Annotated in this window: 12 protein-coding genes; 2 read left to right on the top strand and 10 right to left on the bottom strand. The window is 55.9% G+C overall.

All coding sequences use genetic code 11. The annotated features are described in order from the left end of the window. Window positions 1-19 precede the first annotated feature (19 nt). The 9 genes from ACFER_RS00260 to rpsF form a co-directional block, all read right to left on the bottom strand. Entirely contained in the window at window positions 20-1,309 is a 1,290-nt protein-coding gene (locus ACFER_RS00260) for an adenylosuccinate synthase (protein WP_012937446.1), read from the bottom strand. A 20-nt stretch (window positions 1,310-1,329) separates the two neighbouring features. After that, entirely contained in the window at window positions 1,330-2,622 is a 1,293-nt protein-coding gene (gene purB / locus ACFER_RS00255; RefSeq protein ID WP_012937445.1) for an adenylosuccinate lyase, read from the bottom strand. 196 nt (window positions 2,623-2,818) lie between these two features. Further along, window positions 2,819-4,150 (bottom strand): replicative DNA helicase, encoded by a 1,332-nt coding sequence (dnaB, locus tag ACFER_RS00250; RefSeq protein ID WP_012937444.1) that lies wholly within the window; start codon window positions 4,148-4,150, stop codon window positions 2,819-2,821. Window positions 4,151-4,291: 141 nt separating this feature from the next. Next, the gene (gene rplI, locus ACFER_RS00245; RefSeq protein ID WP_012937443.1) at window positions 4,292-4,744 is read right to left on the bottom strand and encodes a 50S ribosomal protein L9; all 453 of its coding nucleotides are present in this window, start codon (window positions 4,742-4,744) and stop codon (window positions 4,292-4,294) included. Further along, window positions 4,704-6,752, bottom strand: a complete 2,049-nt coding sequence (locus ACFER_RS00240; protein ID WP_012937442.1) for a DHH family phosphoesterase — start codon at window positions 6,750-6,752, stop codon at window positions 4,704-4,706. The genes rplI and ACFER_RS00240 overlap by 41 nt, the downstream gene beginning before the upstream one ends. Window positions 6,753-6,763: 11 nt before the next feature. Beyond that, a complete protein-coding gene (locus ACFER_RS00235; RefSeq protein ID WP_012937441.1) occupies window positions 6,764-7,720 on the bottom strand; it encodes a YybS family protein in 957 nt (318 codons plus the stop codon). Between the two features lie 149 nt (window positions 7,721-7,869). After that, window positions 7,870-8,106 (bottom strand): 30S ribosomal protein S18, encoded by a 237-nt coding sequence (gene rpsR / locus ACFER_RS00230; protein ID WP_012937440.1) that lies wholly within the window; start codon window positions 8,104-8,106, stop codon window positions 7,870-7,872. Window positions 8,107-8,127: 21 nt separating this feature from the next. Further along, window positions 8,128-8,571, bottom strand: a complete 444-nt coding sequence (locus ACFER_RS00225; protein ID WP_012937439.1) for a single-stranded DNA-binding protein — start codon at window positions 8,569-8,571, stop codon at window positions 8,128-8,130. A gap of 13 nt (window positions 8,572-8,584) precedes the next feature. Beyond that, window positions 8,585-8,869 carry a 30S ribosomal protein S6 gene (gene rpsF, locus ACFER_RS00220; RefSeq protein ID WP_012937438.1) on the bottom strand — a complete coding sequence of 95 codons (285 nt, stop codon included), beginning with the start codon at window positions 8,867-8,869 and terminating at the stop codon, window positions 8,585-8,587. A 244-nt stretch (window positions 8,870-9,113) separates the two neighbouring features. Here rpsF and ACFER_RS00215 point away from each other — a divergent pair, with 244 nt between their 5' ends. Both ACFER_RS00215 and mnmA read left to right on the top strand, forming a co-directional pair. Next, window positions 9,114-10,265 carry a cysteine desulfurase family protein gene (locus ACFER_RS00215; protein ID WP_012937437.1) on the top strand — a complete coding sequence of 384 codons (1,152 nt, stop codon included), beginning with the start codon at window positions 9,114-9,116 and terminating at the stop codon, window positions 10,263-10,265. Between the two features lie 11 nt (window positions 10,266-10,276). After that, window positions 10,277-11,347, top strand: coding sequence for a tRNA 2-thiouridine(34) synthase MnmA (gene mnmA / locus ACFER_RS00210; protein ID WP_012937436.1), 1,071 nt, complete (start codon window positions 10,277-10,279; stop codon window positions 11,345-11,347). A gap of 101 nt (window positions 11,348-11,448) precedes the next feature. Here the strand turns inward: mnmA and ACFER_RS10725 are convergent, their stop codons facing one another. Further along, entirely contained in the window at window positions 11,449-16,821 is a 5,373-nt protein-coding gene (locus tag ACFER_RS10725; protein WP_012937435.1) for an ESPR-type extended signal peptide-containing protein, read from the bottom strand. Window positions 16,822-17,360 lie beyond the last annotated feature (539 nt).

The following is a 17,360-nucleotide window of genomic DNA, read 5'->3' as shown; positions in this document are numbered from 1 at the left end:
TTTTTTATTTTTTTCTCAATCAGAAGAATTCCTTCAGGCAGAAGGTCTGATCCCGGTTGGGGCCTACGGACACAATGCCGATTTCCACGCCCACCACTTCGCTGAGACGGGCCAGATAGGCCTGGGCTTCCTTGGGCAGGTCCCCATAGGACCGGACGCCGGAAATATCCTTCTTCCAGCCCTTGAAGGTCTCATAGACCGGCTGGGCTTTGGCCAGGATGCTCAGATCTGCCGGGATATGCTGGATGGGTTCCCCGTCGATGGTCCACCCGGTGCACATCTTGATTTCATCCAGCCCGTCCAGGATATCCAGACGGGTAATGGCCAGGGCATCCATGGAGTTCAGCCGGGCCGCATATTTCACCATGAAGGCATCCAGCCAGCCGCAGCGGCGGGGCCGCCCGGTAACAGTGCCGAATTCATGGCCGGTGTTCCGCAGATAGGTTCCCGGGCCGTCGGTATCGAACAGTTCGCACACAAAGGGACCTTCCCCTACCCGGGTGGTATAGGCTTTCACAACCCCCACCACATGGTCGATGAACCGGGGCCCTACGCCGCTGCCCGTAGCCGCATTGCCGGCGGTGGGGTTGGAGCTGGTCACATAGGGATAGGTGCCGTAGTCGATGTCCAGGAAGGTGGCCTGGGCCCCTTCGAACAGGACTTTCTTGTTGGCATCGAAAATGTTCCCCAGCGCCACGCTGGTATCAGTTACATGGGGCCGCAGTTCTTCCGCATACCCCAGATACGCCTTCAGCATGGGTTCATATTCCAGAGGTTCAGCGCCGTACACTTTGGTGAACAGGGCATTCTTTGCCGCCAGGTTCCGTTTCAGTTTTTCCGCCAGGATGTCTTTGTTCATCAGGTCGCAGACCCGGATCCCGGTACGGGCGTATTTGTCCATATAGCAGGGGCCGATGCCGCCTTTGGTGGTGCCGATCTTGGCATCCCCCAGGGCTGCTTCCTGGAGTTCGTCCTGTTTTTCATGGTACGGGAACACCACATGGGCCCGGTCGCTGATCAGCAGATTGCTGGTGTCCACCCCTTTGGCCTTCATTTCGGCGATTTCCTGGAGCACCACACGGGGATTGATCACAACCCCGTTGCCCAGGATGCAGGTCTTGTCCCGATACAGGATGCCGCTGGGCAGCAGACGCAGTTTGTAGGAAACGTCATTGACCACCACCGTATGACCGGCATTGGAGCCGCCGGAATAGCGGACCACCGCATCAGCCTGCTGGGCCAGATAGTCAACGATCTTTCCTTTGCCTTCGTCCCCCCACTGGGAACCGATTACAACAACAGATGACATAGATTTCTCCTTCTTTCAGGTTACATTCCAAACCGTGCGTAGATTTCGTCCACATGCTTCAGCATATGTTTCGGTTCGAAGCAGGCTTCCACTTCTTCCTTGGTCAGGTACTTGTCGATATCCGGATCCGCTTCCACGTTGGTCTTGAAGTCGGCACCTTCCATCCAGCGGGCCATGGCGTTCCGCTGCACCCACTTGTAGGCGTCTTCCCGGAGCACGCCTTTGCTCACCAGGGCGATCAGCAGGTTCTGGCTGTAAATCAGGCCGCCGGTCAGGTTCAGATCCCGAAGCATGGCTTCCGGATACACCAGCATCTTGCCCATGATATCCTTCATCTTCCGGAGCATATGATCCAGCAGGATGGTGGAATCCGGGATGATGATCCGTTCCACGGAAGAATGGGAGATATCCCGTTCATGCCACAGGGCCACGTTTTCAATGGCGGCTTCCGCATTGCCCCGGAGCACACGGGCCATACCGCAGACTTTTTCGCAGGTGATGGGGTTCCGTTTGTGAGGCATGGCGGAAGAGCCCTTCTGGCCGGGAGCAAAATATTCTTCCGCTTCCCGGACTTCCGTACGCTGGAGATGACGGACTTCCGTGGCCATCTTCTCCAGGGTGGCGCCGCACACGGCGATGGTGCTCAGATAGAAGGCATGCCGATCTCTCTGGACAACCTGGTTGGCAATGGGCACAGGCGTCAGGCCCAGTTTTTCACAGACGTATTTTTCCACAAACGGGTCGATGTTGGAATAGGTCCCGATGGCACCGCTGAGCTTGCCTACAGAGATGTATTTCTTGGCCATTTCCAGCCGTTCGATGTTCCGTTCGGTTTCAGACATCCACAGCAGGAACTTCAGGCCAAAGGTCATGGGTTCCGCATGGATCCCGTGGGTACGGCCCACGCACAGGGTATGCCGGTATTTCTGGGCCTGGCTTTTCAGGATTTCATGGAGTTCTTTTTCTTCCCGGATCAGGATTTCCGCGGAATGTTTCATCATGAGCCCCATAGCCGTATCCTTCACGTCGTTGGAGGTCAGGCCTTTATGGATATATTTGGAAGCATCGCCGACGTGTTCAGCCACAGAAGTAAGCAGAGAAATGATGTCATGGTTGGTGGTCTTTTCGATTTCGTGGACCCGGTCCAGATCGAAGTCCGCCTTGGTTTGGATGTCATGGAGCGCATCATCCGGTACAATGCCCAGTTTGTTCATGGCTTCGCAGGCCGTGACTTCAACTTTGACAATGTTGCGGTCTTCGTTTTCTTCCGTCCAGATGGAACCCATTTCTTTACTGGTATAACGTGGAATCACAATACTTCCTCCTTAGGTTTTACAAAAAATGGCATAACGAGGGAACACACCGTTCCCGCTGTCTTTTTATTGTATCATTTTGCCGAACGCTTCGCAACGATAAGAATATTTTGTTTGCAATAAAAGGCAGCCGCAACCCGGCTGCCCTCCTTCAGCAATTGACAATTGACAAACGGCTGCTGTATGGCAGCCCCATTCATTCCGGCCGCCGGCTCAGGTCCTCGAACCGGGTAATGTCTTTCCGGAAATACAGCGGCACCGTGCCCACCGGACCATTCCGGTGCTTGGCCACGATCAGTTCCGCCACATTCTTCTGTTCCGTATCCTGGTTGTAATAATCGTCCCGGTAGATGAAGCAAACGATATCCGCATCCTGTTCCAGGGCCCCGGATTCCCGCAGGTCACTGAGCATGGGCCGTTTGCTGGTCCGCTGTTCCACGCTCCGGCTCAGCTGGGACAGGGCGATCACCGGCACATTCAGTTCCCGGGCCAGTCCCTTCAGGGACCGGGAGATGTCACTCATTTCCTGCTGCCGGTTGTCGCTGGCCCGTTTGGAAGATCCCTGCATCAGCTGCAGATAGTCCACGATGATCAGATCCAGGCCGTTTTCATTTTTCCACCGCCGGGCCTTGGACCGCATTTCCAGTGCCGTCATCCCCGGGGTATCGTCCAACATGATCTTGGCGGCACTGAGCTTGTCCGCCGCACTGACCAGGTTGGGCCATTCGCTTTCCTGGAGCTGGCCGATCCGCAGCCGGGAGGCGTCGATCCGGGCCTGGGAGCACAGAAGCCGCTGGACCAGCTGCTCCTTGCTCATTTCCAGGGAAAAGAAGGCCACGGATTTGCCCCCATCCAACGCCACATGTTCCGCAATATTCAGCACCAGGGAGGATTTCCCCATGGAAGGACGGGCCGCCACGATGATCAGATCCGAAGGCTGGAGACCGCTGGTCATCTTGTCGAAATCCGTAAACCCGGTGGGCAGACCGGTGAAGGCATCCTTAGTGTCATACAGCTCTTCGATCCGGGCCATGGCGCTTTTCACAATGTCCTTGATCTTCACCACGCCCCCGGAATGTTTCCGGTTGGCCACCGCCAGGATTTTCTGTTCCGCCTGGTCGATGGTCTGGGCAATGTCCTGGTCTTCCTCATAGCCGCTGGCCGCCACTTCCGTTGCGGAATTGATCAGCTGCCGGCGGAGAGATTTTTCCTCCACAATCTTGGCATGGTACACCACATTGGCTGCCGTGGGCACCGCATTGCTCAGGGCCGTAATGGCCGCTGTGCCCCCGATGGCATCCAGTTTTCCCAGCCTCCGCAGCTCTTCCGTGACGGTGACCAGGTCCACCGCCTCATTGCGGCTGTGGAGATCCATAATGGCCGAAAAGATGGTCCGGTCGTCCGGACGGTAAAAATCATCCTCATTGAGGATTTCTCCCGCCTTGTCGATGGCTTCCCGGCTGATCAGCATGGCTCCCAGCACACTTTGTTCCGCCTCGATATTCTGGGGTGGGATACGTTCTTCCAAAGGACAGGCCTCCTTTCCTGAAAGAGAACCCACCACCGTTGCCCCAAGGCAGCAGTCCCCCTCTCAAGACAGCGGTTGATCTGTCTATCCGCCCTTTTCAAGGGAGGGGACCAGCCGTAGGCTGGTGGTGGGTTTGTTCTGTTATTCTTCCGTTTCTACAACCACTTTGAATTTGGCAGACACATCCGGCAGCAGTTTGGCCGTAGCGGTATATACCCCCGGGCTCTTGATGGTTTCCGGGATCTCGATTTTCCGCCGGTCAACCCCTTCCATGCCGGTCTGAGTCAGCAGGGCATCCGCCACATCCTTGGAAGCAATGGAACCGAACAGCTTGCCGTTGGCCCCCACCTTCACCTTCATGTGCAGGGTGACTTTTTCCAGCTGGGCCGCCAGGACCACCGCTTCGTCATGGGCCTGGGCAGCCCGGTGTTTGGCCACCTGCATATCCTGTTTGGCCTGGTTCAGGTTCCGGGAAGTAGCTTCTTCCGCCATGCCCCGGGGAATCAGATAGTTCCGGCCATAGCCTTCCGCCGTTTCGATGATATCGCCTTTTTTACCCAATTTCTTGATGTCCTGCAGCAGGATTACTTTCATCTGTATCGCTCTCCTTCATTTGTTCTTTGGCCAGTTCAAGGACCTTCGGCATCAGTTCTTCCGCCGTCACGCCCTTCACCTGGACCCCGGCAACGGTCTGATGGCCGCCGCCGCCAAGTTCTTCCATCATCACCTGCACATTGACGGATCCGTCACTGCGGGCGCTGATGCTGACTCCATTCTCGTTCTGGCTGAAAACCACACTGGCCCGGATGTCATCCATGGTCAGCAGTTCATCCGCCGCCTGGGCCACGATCACCGGCGTGTCCTTGTCCTGGCAGGAACACCGGTGCACCGCCACAGCCAGCCCGGGCAGGGGCTGTTTCATCTCGGTGATGATCCGGGCCCGGGTGAGCACCGTATGTTCATCATCCTTGAACAGCAGGGAAACCATATGGGGATCCGCCCCGTTCCGGCGCAGGAAGGCTGCCGCTTCGAAGGTCCGTTCCCCGGTCTGTACCGCAAAATTCTTGGTGTCCACCAGGATCCCTGCATACAGGGCCGTGGCTTCCACTTCCGAAAGCTGCAGCTTGTTTTCAAAATACTGGAGGATTTCCGTCACCATCTCACAGGTGGAGGAAGTGGACGGTTCCATATACTGGAGCATCACATCGGTAATGGCGTCTTCCGCCCGCCGGTGATGATCGATGATGATCCGCCGGCGGATGGACTGGAGGATTTTGGGCGATGCGCTGAGCATGGCCCGGTGATGATCCACCAGCACCAGGATGCTGCCGGAGGAAATCCGTTTCAGTGCTTCTTCCTCCGTGACGAACAGGGACAGGTACCGGTCACTCTGGTCCTTGGATACCGTTTCCAGTTTCTTCAGGGAAGGCCCCTGGCCGCTGGCCACGATGCAGCAGCTTTTGTTCAGGGTCAGGGCCATTTTGGCCACCCCGATGGCCGCCCCCAGGGCATCGTAGTCTTCATTCACATGGCCCATGATGAACACCTGGTCCGCACCGACCATCAGTTCATGGATGGCCTGGGCCACGATCCGGGCCCGTACCCGGGTATTCTTGGCCTGGACGGAACCCCGGGCCCCGTAGAAGCTCATATCGTCTCCCAGCTGGACCACCGCCTGGTCCCCGCCCCGGCCCAGCGCCAGGTCCAGGGCCGCCTGGGCCTTCTGGCTCAGTTCCGCCAGGTTCCGGCCATCCGCCGCCACCCCGATACTGATGGTGGGGCTGACCCGGTTCCCGCTTTTGATTTCCCGGACCCGGTCCAGCACCTGGAATTTCTTGCTGATGGTATCCGTAAGCCCCTTCCGGCTCATGCCCACCACAAACATGTCTTCCGTATATTTCTGGAAATATCCATGGACATCTTCCACCCAGCCGCCGATGGCTTTGGTCACATCCACGATCAGGCTGGCCCGTTCATTTTCGTTCAGGCCCTTCATGGCGTCATCATAGTTGTCGAACTGGACATAGGCCACCACCGGCCGTTCTTCCTCATACCGTTTTTTCTGCCGTTCCCGGTCGGTGATATCCGTCAGGTACAGGGCCAGGCCCGTATCCTCCTCCGGATTGTCCGTGATCTGGATCCGCCGGACCAGCATCTTGTAGATCCGGTCCCCGATCTTGATCTGTTTGTCCGCATCCCGGAGCCGCAGGGTGGCAAAATTGTTGTCCGGCGGCGGCATCACCTTTTCAAAAGGCGTAGCCAGGGGCACATCCACCGCGATGAATTCATTGAACAGCCGGTTCCGCCACTGGAGATGGCCTTCCTTGTCGAACACCCCGATGCCGATGGGGATCCGCTGGGAAGCGTAATTGTTGGCCCGTTCGATGTTCCGGACCACCGTGGTCATGGAATGGTTGAACCAGGCTTCCCGGAGCCGGTTGCTCCGGAAGGTCAGATAATAGACCAGCAGCACCGAAATAAACCCAATGGCCGTGCAGATGGCCTGGTTCACCGCAATCCCGTAGATCACCAGGACGGACCCCAGCAGGGCCACCCCGATGCGCACCGACTGCCACAGGTTCCGGCGTGATTTGTCGTCCATAGTCTCCCCCTCTATTCAGGCTTGTTGGCTCCCGGTTTCCGGATTTTCCGCAGATCGAAGACCATTTCATAGGCCCCCAGCACCACCACCAGCTGGGAGGCGATGGGCAGGGTAAAGGTCAGCAGCAGACTCAGGGGCAGCAGGATCCGGGGATAGTGACGGTATTCCACATACCAGCGGATCAGGCTCAGCCCCTGGACCAGGAGCAGCATGTTCATCATCATATACAGGGTGTACCCGCCCCGGTACACCAGGGAATCCTGATAGTTCTGGCCAAAGAAGATCAGCATCATCCCGATGCCGTAGGGCAGCAGCAGCCATTTGGGCAGCTGCCACAGGGAAAAGGGCGGGAACCAGGGGTAGTAATCCCCCATCCGTCCCAGGATCTTCCGGGCCGCCCAGTAGTTGGCAATGGCGGTAATGGGCGCGCTGAGCAGCACCCCCGCCGGCAGGATCAGCTCGAACATCTTTTTCAGCTGGGCCAGCTGGACATCGGTCATCCCCTTCATCCCCAGGGTCTGGAAGATCTCGCTGCTCATGTTCACCGATTCGTCGATGGACTGGAAGAACACTTCGATCACATTCACGTGCATGAAGAAATACGCCGCCAGAGCGCTGAGCACCGTGGACAGCAGGGCTCCCAGGCTCCCCATGAGCAGGGTCTGGGTGGGCGACATCTGTTTTTCCATGGCATAGCCCATAAAAAGGCCGATGAGCCCCAGGATCACGCACTGGGTCAGAGCCTGGAGCGGGGACAGCAGCACCGCCACCACACAACCGGTGACCAGCAGGCACAGGATGCTCCATTTCAGCCCGTTCCGCCGGCCGCACAGGATGATGGGCAGGGGCCACAGGATGCTGACGATGATGTCCAGCACCGGGATGTAATTCCCCACCAGGGTGAAAAGGACGGCCACCGCCGCCAGGATGCCGGATTCCACCAGCGAAGACGTTTTATGGTAATGCAAAGCGATATTCCTCCATGAAAAGATAATGCCGGCGCAGCCGGCTTCCTTCGGCCATTGGCCATTGACAGCCAAGGGAGCGTTTCCCTACTATTCTACAATATTTGGCAAAAAAAAGACAGACCCCGAAGGATCTGTCTTTTGCATCCAGCTTATTCAGCCGTAAACGGCAGCAGTGCAACGTTTCTGGCACGTTTGATGGCAATGGTCAGCTGACGCTGATGTTTTGCACAGGTGCCGGAAATCCGGCGAGGCAGGATCTTGCCCCGTTCGGTGATGAACTTCCGCAGCTTGGCGGCATCTTTATAATCGATTTCCTGGACTTTGTCGACGCAGAAGGAGCAGACTTTTCTTCTGGGTCTCCGATTTCCTCTTTCACGCTTCATCATAGCTATTCTCTATCCTCCCTTTTAGAATGGGATCTCTTCGTCAAAACCTACTTCAGAGCCAAAGCCACCCATGGGACCGGCGGAGCCGCCCTGAGAGGACTGATTCTGGGATGGAGGATTCTGCTGGCCTGCGGCAGGATTGCCGGAGCCCTTCCGCTCGATGAATTCCACACGGTCCGCAATGACTTCCGTCATGTAATGCTTGTTCCCGTCCTTGCCATCGTAGCTGCGGATCTGCAGACGCCCTTCCACCAGAGCTCTCTGACCCTTGGTCAAACTGTTCCCACATAATTCAGCGGTTTTATTCCACGTTACAATGTTGATAAAATCCGCTTCCCGCTGGCCGTTCTTCGAAGCGAAGGGACGGTCAACTGCCAGAGTAAAGGTGCAGACCGTTTTTTCCGTAGGTGTAACCCGGACTTCCGGATCCCGTACGAGACGGCCCAACAAGATAATGCGATTCATACACCCAGCCTCCTTATTCGCCTTTGCGAATGATCATGTGACGCAGGATATCGTCAGTAATCTTCATCACACGGTCCAGTTCCTTTACGGCTGCAGGTTCAGCGGCAAACGTGGTCAGAACATACAGACCATCATTGAAGTCCTGAATAGCATATGCCAAACGTTTTTTGCCCCACTTATCGGTTTTTTCGATCGTAGCGCCGTTAGCCACCAGCAGGTCATCGAACTTCTTTACAACAGCGTTGAAAGCGTCCTCTTCTACCGGTTTAACGATGTACATGACTTCGTAGTTATTCACGAAATCACCTCCTCCTTTGGATTTGCTCCTCTACCATGAGGGCAGAAGAAGTATATATAATATATACAGCCTTAAAAGTATAGCATGAAGAAGAAATAAATGCAAGAAAAAAAGAAGGACAACTGCAGGATTTTGCCCGAAGGGCTTGTCCGTCCCCTGAAAGGGGCGGGGAACGTGGATGGGTTCCCTCTCTCTCCAACCTGTAGTATAATGATAGGATATCAATTCACAAAGGAGCACCACCATGTTCGTCTATGCCGACAACGCAGCCACCACCCGGGTCCTGCCCAAGGTCCTGGAGGCCATGCTGCCTTATTTTACAGAACAGTACGGCAACCCCTCCAGCACCTATCCCCTGGGGCAGGAAGCCTCCCGGGCTCTGATCGGCTCCCGGGAAACCATCGCCGGGCTCCTGGGCTGCCGTCCCGGCGAGATCACCTTTACTTCCGGGGGCAGTGAGGCTGATAACCAGATCCTTCGCACCGCTGCCACCTGGGGAAAAAAGCAGGGCCGCACCCATCTGATCTCCAGCGCCATCGAACACCACGCCATCCTCCACACCCTGGAAGCCCTCCAGGCGGAAGGCTTTACCGTGACCCTGCTGCCGGTGAACCGGGAAGGCCAGGTGGAACCGGCCGCCCTGGAACAGGCCCTGACCCCGGAAACCGCCCTGGTGTCCATTATGGCCGCCAACAACGAAACCGGCGCCATCCAGCCCATTGCCCGGCTGGCTGCCATGGCCCACGCCCGGGGAGCCCTGTTCCACACCGACGCCGTCCAGGCCCTGGGGCACATCCCCCTGACCCTGAAGGATACGGACATCGACTTCCTTTCCGGTTCCGCCCATAAATTCCATGGACCGAAAGGGGTTGGTATCCTTTTTGCACGGCGAGGCATTGAACTGGAAAGCCTGATTTTCGGAGGAGAACAGGAACGGGGCAAACGGGCAGGAACAGAAAACGTCCCCGGCATCGTAGGCATGGCCGCCGCCCTGGAAGAAGCCATCCGGAACCTGGAGGCCAATGCATCCCGGATGGCCGCCGCCCGGGATGCCCTGGAACAGCAGCTCCTGACCCTCCCCGGCACCCGGGTCCACAGCGGCCAGGTGCCCCGGCTCCCCGGCCATCTGAATATGGCCTTCGACGGAGTCCCCGCCGAAGCCCTGCTGCCAGTGCTGGGCATGGCCGGGATCTGTGTTTCCGCCGGGTCCGCCTGTGCCTCCGGTTCACCGGAACCCAGCCATGTGCTCCTGGCCCTGGGCTGCACCCCGGAAGAAGCCAGATGCTCCCTCCGTTTCTCCCTGGGCGACGACATCACCCTGGAGCAGGTCCATTTCATCGTGGAAACCGTGACCCGGGAAGTGGCCCGACTGCGGAAGCTCCATCAGCAAGCATAGAAAGGATCATCATGAAAGCTCTCATTGCCATGAGCGGCGGGGTGGACAGCTCCGTTTCCGCTAAACTGATGCAGGATGCAGGGTACGACTGCATCGGCTGCAACATGAAACTGTACAACAACCCGGATGCAGGGTACTGCAGCACCAAAACCTGCTGCAGCCTCAGCGATGTGGAAGATGCCCGCAGCGTCTGCGCCCGGCTGGGCATGCCCTTTTACGTATTTAACTACACCGAGGAATTCAAACACGATGTCATGGAAAAATTTGCCCGCAGCTACACCCTGGGCCATACTCCCAACCCCTGCATCGACTGCAACAAATTCCTGAAATTCGGAGCCCTGTACCAGCGGGCCCGGGAGCTGGGCTGCGACTGCGTGGTCACCGGCCACTACGCCCGCATCCGGAAAAATGAAACGACCGGCAAATACGAATTGCTGAAAGCCCTGGACCCGAAAAAGGACCAGAGCTATGTATTGTACAACCTGACCCAGGAGCAGCTGGCCCATACCTGTTTCCCCCTGGGCGGATACCACAAGACCCATACCCGGGAGATCGCCGAGGAGAACGGATTCATCAACTCCCACAAACCCGACAGCCAGGATATCTGCTTCGTGCCCAACGGGCAATACACCGATGCCGTCCAGCGGATCCTGGATTACAGGCCCCAGCCGGGCCCTTTCCTGGACCTTGAAGGCAACGTGATCGGCCAGCACAGGGGCATCATTTATTACACCCTGGGCCAGCACAAACATCTGGGCCTGAACCAGCCGGATTTCCCCCTGTACGTGGTGAAGATCGACCCCAAAAAGAACGCCATCGTGGTGGGACCCAGCGAGGCCCTGTTCAGCCGGAAAGCCAGCGTGGGCGAGGCCAACTGGATCAGCGGTGAAGTGCCGGCAGGCCCCGTACGCTGCCAGGTGAAGGTGCGGTATCGTCAGGACGCCCAGCCCGCCACCGTGACCCCCACCGGGAAAGATACGTTCACCATCCAGTTCGATGAACCCCAGAGGGCCATCACCCCCGGCCAGGCCGCCGTACTGTACGACGGAGAAGTGGTCCTGGGCGGCGGAACGATCGAATAAATAGAAAATGCTGTAAAAACAACCCCCTCGCATCGCTGCGAGGGGGTTGTTTTGCTGTATGGTATGCTCAAAGGGGGTGTGGGTAGCATCTGGGGAGATGGTTACGCTTTTCTTTGAGCAGCCATTGCCTGGAGTTCGGGCCGGAATTCTTCTACCAGCTTGGCTTCCGCCTTGGCACCCTTGGACAGGGCGTTGTAGATGATTTCCGCCATTTCATACCGGCTCATGGTCCGTTCGCCGTGATACTTGCCATCTTCGTATCCCTGGATGATGTCGTTGCCTGCCAGCCGGCTTACGGCTTCGTAGGCCCAGTGGTTGGCCGGTACATCCGGGAATGCCTTGGACAGGTTCGGGTTCAGCACACCCAGCAGGGCATCCAGCCGGTTCTGCAGGTTGGTCACCTGTTTGGACAGGGCCGCATTGGTGGCTTCTGCCTGCTGCAGCCGTTTGCTGCTCTTGCCCAGCTTGAAGGATACGCCGCCGCCGACCATGTTTTCCCCGTTGCCGAAGCTGGTGGAAACGTTCAGCATGACGCGGTCCGTCGGCCGGTAGAACACACCCAGGGCACCGGCGGTTTCGCTGCGGTAGCTGCCCACAGCCGCTGCCACGCTGACCTTGGAATCCTCATCGAAGTCCATGGGGTGCAGGTTGGCCATAGCGGCTGCACTTGCGCCCACCTTGTCGATCCGGTTGTCCAGGTTGTCCACCCGGTTTTCCACCCGGTCTACGCGGTTTTCCACACCGTCCATCCGGTTCTCCACCGTGGAGACTCTCTGGTTGGTGGCATGGAGCTGGCCGCCGTTCACAGCATCGGTGCTGCCTTCAGCCACTTCGCCGTCAGCCACGTTGGTCACCTTCTGGTTGTTGGCGTTGATGCCGTTCTGGTCGATGTAGGTCTTGTCAGCTACCTTGTAGGAGCTGGCCGTCACATTGCCGGCTACGGCAGCGTTGCCGCCCACGGACAGATTTTGCAGCACTTCTGCATAATCCATCTGGGTCTTGTGATTCCCGGCTTCGTTGGTCAGTTTGGTCAGTCCATCGGTGGTGGTTACGGTCGTCGTGCCCACTTTGTCCTGGATCCGGTTCCCAGCCGTATTGGTGATGTTTTCAGCTGCCTTGTTCACCAGGTCCTTGGCCTCGTTGGTGATGGTCCCCTGTTTGGCGGTGTTGGTGATGTCAGCAGTCCCCTGCTGCACACTGGTGCTGGACGCTCCATCACTGCTGGTAACGGTGGTATTCACATACCCGTTTTCCGCATCCTTCAGGATGTCGATGATGTTCCCGCTGACCAGTTTCTGTTCAGAAGTGGCAGCCGTTTCCGTTACAGTATTGCTCTTGCTGCCGTTCTTCACAGTGTTGGTCATGGCATCGGCCTTCTGGCTGCTGCTGGAGAAGGCACCGGTGTTCTTGTCAGTCACCTTGGTTACATCCTCGGTCACGGTCTTCGTATTGTTGAGCGACTGGGTTCCGTTCTTGAGGGATGTATTTACACTGTCGGCCAGCTGGCTCAAAGTGCTGGTATTGGTGCCATCGGTGATGATGTTGATATCCTTTTCAGCGGTCTTGCTGAAGGAGTTGCTCTTGGTACCATCCTTCACAGATTCGGAAATCTTCTTGGTGGTCATGGTCCGCTCTACATTGGCGCCTACTTTGTCGGTGATAGAGGTAGAAGCGCTGTTTTCGATTTCTGCCGCAGCGTTGGACAGTTTTTCCGTTGCCGTATTGGTGATGTTCTTGGCAGAGAGGCTGCTGTCACCGGTTACGGTCGTGGTCTGGTTTCCGCCTACCGTGGTGCTCAGGTTGGCTTTGTAGTCTTCCGTCACATCACCAGTGACAGTGGTCTTCATTTCGCCACCGACAGTGGTGGTCAGATCTTTGCCAACGGTGTTGGTCATGTTTTCCGCAGCGTTGTTGGTGATATCCTTGGCCTCATTGGCGATCGTACCGTTCTTAGCCGTGTTGGTGATATCTTTTGCCGTCTGGGTAATGCCAGTGCTGTTGGTGCCATCCGTTACGGCGCTGCCGATGAACGGGTTGGCTGCATCGTCCAGGTTCTTGATAACGTCGATGACACTGCCGCCGCTTACCAGGGCATCTTCCATCTTAGTAGCTGTCTTAGACGTAGCGCTGTACTGGGTATCGCTGGCTTTGATCAGCTGTTCCGATTTGTCTACGGTGCTGTTGGTGTTGTTGGCCTTGGTCCCGTCGGTAATGGAGGAAGCGAGGCTTCCGGCATTCTGGTTCACCACGGTGGTATTGGTGCCGTCGGTTACGGAGGAAGCGATCTGATCTGCTTTCTGCAGGTCGTTGGATGTATTGGTTCCATCCGTAATGTTGGTATTGGTCTGACCGGCAATGGTGTCGATGGTGGTCTTCTGGCTACCATCAATCAGCTGGGATTTTTCTTCGGCTGCACCCCGGAGATAGGAAGCAGTCTTGCCATCAGCCTGGCTCATTTCTTCTTTAGTCTGATAAGACAGCTGGGTAGAAGTATTGGAACCGGCATCATTCGTCACTTTCTGTACGATGGAACTGGTAGCATCGGTTTCTACATCGATAGCCTTGTTGGTAATCTTGTTCTTCGCTTCGTTGGTGATGTTTTCCGCCGTCAGGCTGCTGTCACCGGTTACGGTCGTGGTCTGGTTTCCGCCTACCGTGGTGCTCAGGTTGGCTTTGTAGTCTTCCGTTACATCACCAGTTACCATTTCCGTCAAGGTGCCTTCCACGGTACGGGTTTCATTGCCCCCGACCTTGGTATCCAGGTTGGCTTTGTAATCTTCCGTCACATCGCCGGTGACAGTGGTCTTCATTTCGCCGCCAATCGTATTGAGCATGTTTCCGGTGGCTGTGTTCACCAGGTCTTTGGCGATATTGGAAATGGTTCCCTGTTCCGCCGTATGAGTGATATTCTGAGTCCCCTGTTCTACCGAGGTGCTGTTGGCGCCGTCCCTCACCGTGCTATTCATTTTATTCACAGTTTGATCGATCTTGGAATAAATTTCATCAGAAGTTCTGATTTCCTGGAGGATCTGATCGATTTTCTGCCGGAAGGTGGAAGTCTTGGCGGAATCTCCGGAGCCTTCGGTGATTACATCGCTGGATTCCGTTGCAGACTGGAAGGCCACGTTGGTCTTGTCCCCGTCCTTTACGGTATCAGTCATGGTGTACTTGTTGTCCGTACCCTGGCTCATAGTGGATTCTGCATACGCCGTCGGGTTATCGCCAGTATTCGAAAGTTTCTGGCTGATGCTGTCGGCAGTAACAGTGCTCTTGCCGATGGAATCATCATCTTTCGCCCAGGTATTGCTGCCTTTTTCATCGAAGGTAGAGGCACTGGCCTTAGTTTCACCCGTTGCCGCATCCATCTTCAGATTCATGGACTGAGTCTTTCCACCGTTGATGGTGGTATAGTTGTTTTCATCCAGTTTACTGGACAGGGTATTGGCATTGAATTTGCCTTCTACAGAAAGGTCACCTTTTACATCCAGGTCGCCGCCAATGGTGGCATCGCCAGTGGTTTCCAGCGTTCCTGCCTGTACTTTGCCAGTAGTCTTGATGGTCCCGGCTCCTGCATCCAGGTCTCCGCCGGTCAGGGTCAGGCTGTGCCCGGTCATCCCTTTGGCTACGGTAAGGCTGTCACCGCGCAGCACTCCGCTGGCTGTAATATTCTGGCCGGAAATGTTCCCGGTCCCTGCTGCAATGTCGCCGCCGCTGGTGTTCAGTTTGCCGCCGGCTGTCAGGATATCGCCGCCTACGGTCTTAATGGCTCCGGATCCGGTGTTGATTTCACCGCCGGAAGTGGCCACCTTGCCCCCATTGGTACGGACTTCGCCGCCCTGGGTGTTTACGTTGCCGCCACCGGTCTGGATGAATCCGCCGTTGGTTTTGATATTGCCATTGCTGATGGTGGCTTTGCCATCGGTCAGGGTCGCCCCGGTAATGGTTCCGTCAGCCGTAATGTTATGAGCTCCCGTCAGGTTGCCGTTGCTAAGAGAAGCGGTGCCATCGGTCAGCGTCTTGCCTGTCACGACGCCATTGCTCATGGACGCACCTTTTCCATCAGTCAGGGTAGTTCCCTGTACCGTCCCGGTAGATGTCACGTTACCAGAAGTCACGTTGCCGCTGGTATCCACAGCAAAGGCACCATCGGCGCCTTTGATGCTGCCGTCCGCATTGAGAGCGGCCTTGGCCGCCTCGGCATTATCGCCGCCGGCATAGAATCCCTTGGCATCCTGGACGGTGCTGTTCAGGCCCACTTTGATCCCGTTTTCACTGAGGGTAATCTGGTTGTTACCATCTTTGTTCATCACCAGAGTCGTTGCCGCTTCTTTGGAAGTGGTGACTGTCCCATCCTCTTCCACACTGGTGGTGTTCTTTTGCAGTACATTGTCCTGGTCCAGGCTCAATCCATTGTTCACCGCTTTCGCCAATTCGGTATCCGCTGCCACACGGCCGGCCAGTTCATTGGCATCCGCCTGACTCAGGGCGTTGAATCCAGCAGCCATATTCTGGTTTATGGTATTGACACTCTGCACCAGATTGTCATTAACCGTCTGGATCACCTTGTCCTGGGCCTTGTCCGCACCGATCCGGGCTGCGGTTTCGCTGGCCAGGGCGGCATCCAGGTTGGTCACGTTTTCGCCGATGGTCTTATTGGCTTTCACGATGGCCCCATCCTGTACGGCGGCATCGGCCTTGCTCACATACTTGTCGGAAGTCTGTTGTTCCAGATATGCCTTCACATTGGTAATCCGGATATTCAGCGCTGTATCGCCAGCTTCACGGGCAGCCGTTTCCGTAGCGAGATCACCCTGCAGTTGATTCGTCGTTTTGTGGATTTCATTGGCTTCGTTCGTAATCCGTTCGTTCAGTTCATTGTCTTTCGCTTCCCGGGCTGCAGCTTCCTTGGCATCTGCCTGGTTCAAGGCAGTGAATCCATCAGCCACATTCTTGTTGATGGTAGTGACACTCTGCACCAGATTGTCATTGACAGCCTGGATCACCTTGTCCTGGGCTTTATCGGCACCGATCCGGGCGGCGGTTTCCTTGGCCAGAGCAGCATCCAGGTTGGTTACATTCTCACCGATGGTCTTATCTGCTTTGACGATGGCTCCGTCCTGTACGGCGGCATCAGCTTTACTCACATAAGTGGCGGAAGTCTGTTTTTCCAGATATTCCTTCACATTGGTGATGCGGGTATCCAGTTCAGCCGCTTTGCTATCCGTTCCGTCTTTGGTATAAACTTCTACCGCCGTACCGGAAGTCGACGAGTCGACCTTCGTGGTATCCGCCGCAAAAGACGTCCCTCCCATAGAGACAATGCTGAAGAATACGGCCAGAGCCGCAGCGGTCTGTGCCACTTTTTTCCGACCCACGGCCCGGCGTCCGTCCTTGGACTGGCCTTTGGCCAGTTCGGAAACCACCATGTACATACCCCGTGTTTTGTTCCAGATCACCTTGTAGATCTTGTTCATAAAGCCACACCCCTTTTCTTGTTCAAGCCTTTCTGATGGATTTTCATGCATTATCTGGTTGGATGCCTCAGTGCGCGCTTCCGGACATCCGATTTGTTTTCAAGATATTTTTCACCTGATTCCCTTGCTTTTCAGGATTTTTTATTTTTTCTCCGGTATATTCCTTTTCATGCAGATATTCGTTTGTATCCACAATACGTATTTACGGAATTTTCCATTTTTTATTTAGATGGAAATTCATGTTTTCAGAGAATTTTTCCGGGTTTCCAACATTCCTTCCGCGGTAGTCCAGTGGAGTTTTCGCCAGACACTTGATTGGTTGTCTAAACTATAACACGCCAAAATGGGAAAAATTTACAAATTCCATGAAAGGGCGTTTTTTTGGCATAAAATGTTTCTTCGTATTTTTCTGATAATTTGTTCCTTTGAGGAAGATATCCGGGTCTTCTCTTTATGAAAAAAAACCGCCCTTTCAGGACGATTTTAAAAAGGGATTTTGAAGTTTGTGTATAATGGAGATGAATAGAGCTGAAGGAGGG

This window comes from Acidaminococcus fermentans DSM 20731 (assembly GCF_000025305.1).
Taxonomy (GTDB): domain Bacteria; phylum Bacillota; class Negativicutes; order Acidaminococcales; family Acidaminococcaceae; genus Acidaminococcus; species Acidaminococcus fermentans.
This window is presented reverse-complemented; position numbering and strand designations above follow the sequence as displayed.

Excerpts from the sequence above, each read along its gene's own strand:
- ACFER_RS00260 (WP_012937446.1), bottom strand. The coding sequence starts at position 1,309 with ATGTCATCTGTTGTTGTAATCGGTTCCCAGTGGGGGGACGAAGGCAAA.
- rplI (WP_012937443.1), bottom strand. The coding sequence starts at position 4,744 with ATGAAAGTAATCCTGCTGCAGGACATCAAGAAATTGGGTAAAAAAGGC.
- ACFER_RS00240 (WP_012937442.1), bottom strand. The coding sequence starts at position 6,752 with ATGGACGACAAATCACGCCGGAACCTGTGGCAGTCGGTGCGCATCGGG.
- rpsR (WP_012937440.1), bottom strand. The coding sequence starts at position 8,106 with ATGATGAAGCGTGAAAGAGGAAATCGGAGACCCAGAAGAAAAGTCTGC.
- ACFER_RS00225 (WP_012937439.1), bottom strand. The coding sequence starts at position 8,571 with ATGAATCGCATTATCTTGTTGGGCCGTCTCGTACGGGATCCGGAAGTC.
- ACFER_RS00215 (WP_012937437.1), top strand. The coding sequence starts at position 9,114 with ATGTTCGTCTATGCCGACAACGCAGCCACCACCCGGGTCCTGCCCAAG.
- mnmA (WP_012937436.1), top strand. The coding sequence starts at position 10,277 with ATGAAAGCTCTCATTGCCATGAGCGGCGGGGTGGACAGCTCCGTTTCC.
- ACFER_RS10725 (WP_012937435.1), bottom strand. The coding sequence starts at position 16,821 with ATGAACAAGATCTACAAGGTGATCTGGAACAAAACACGGGGTATGTAC.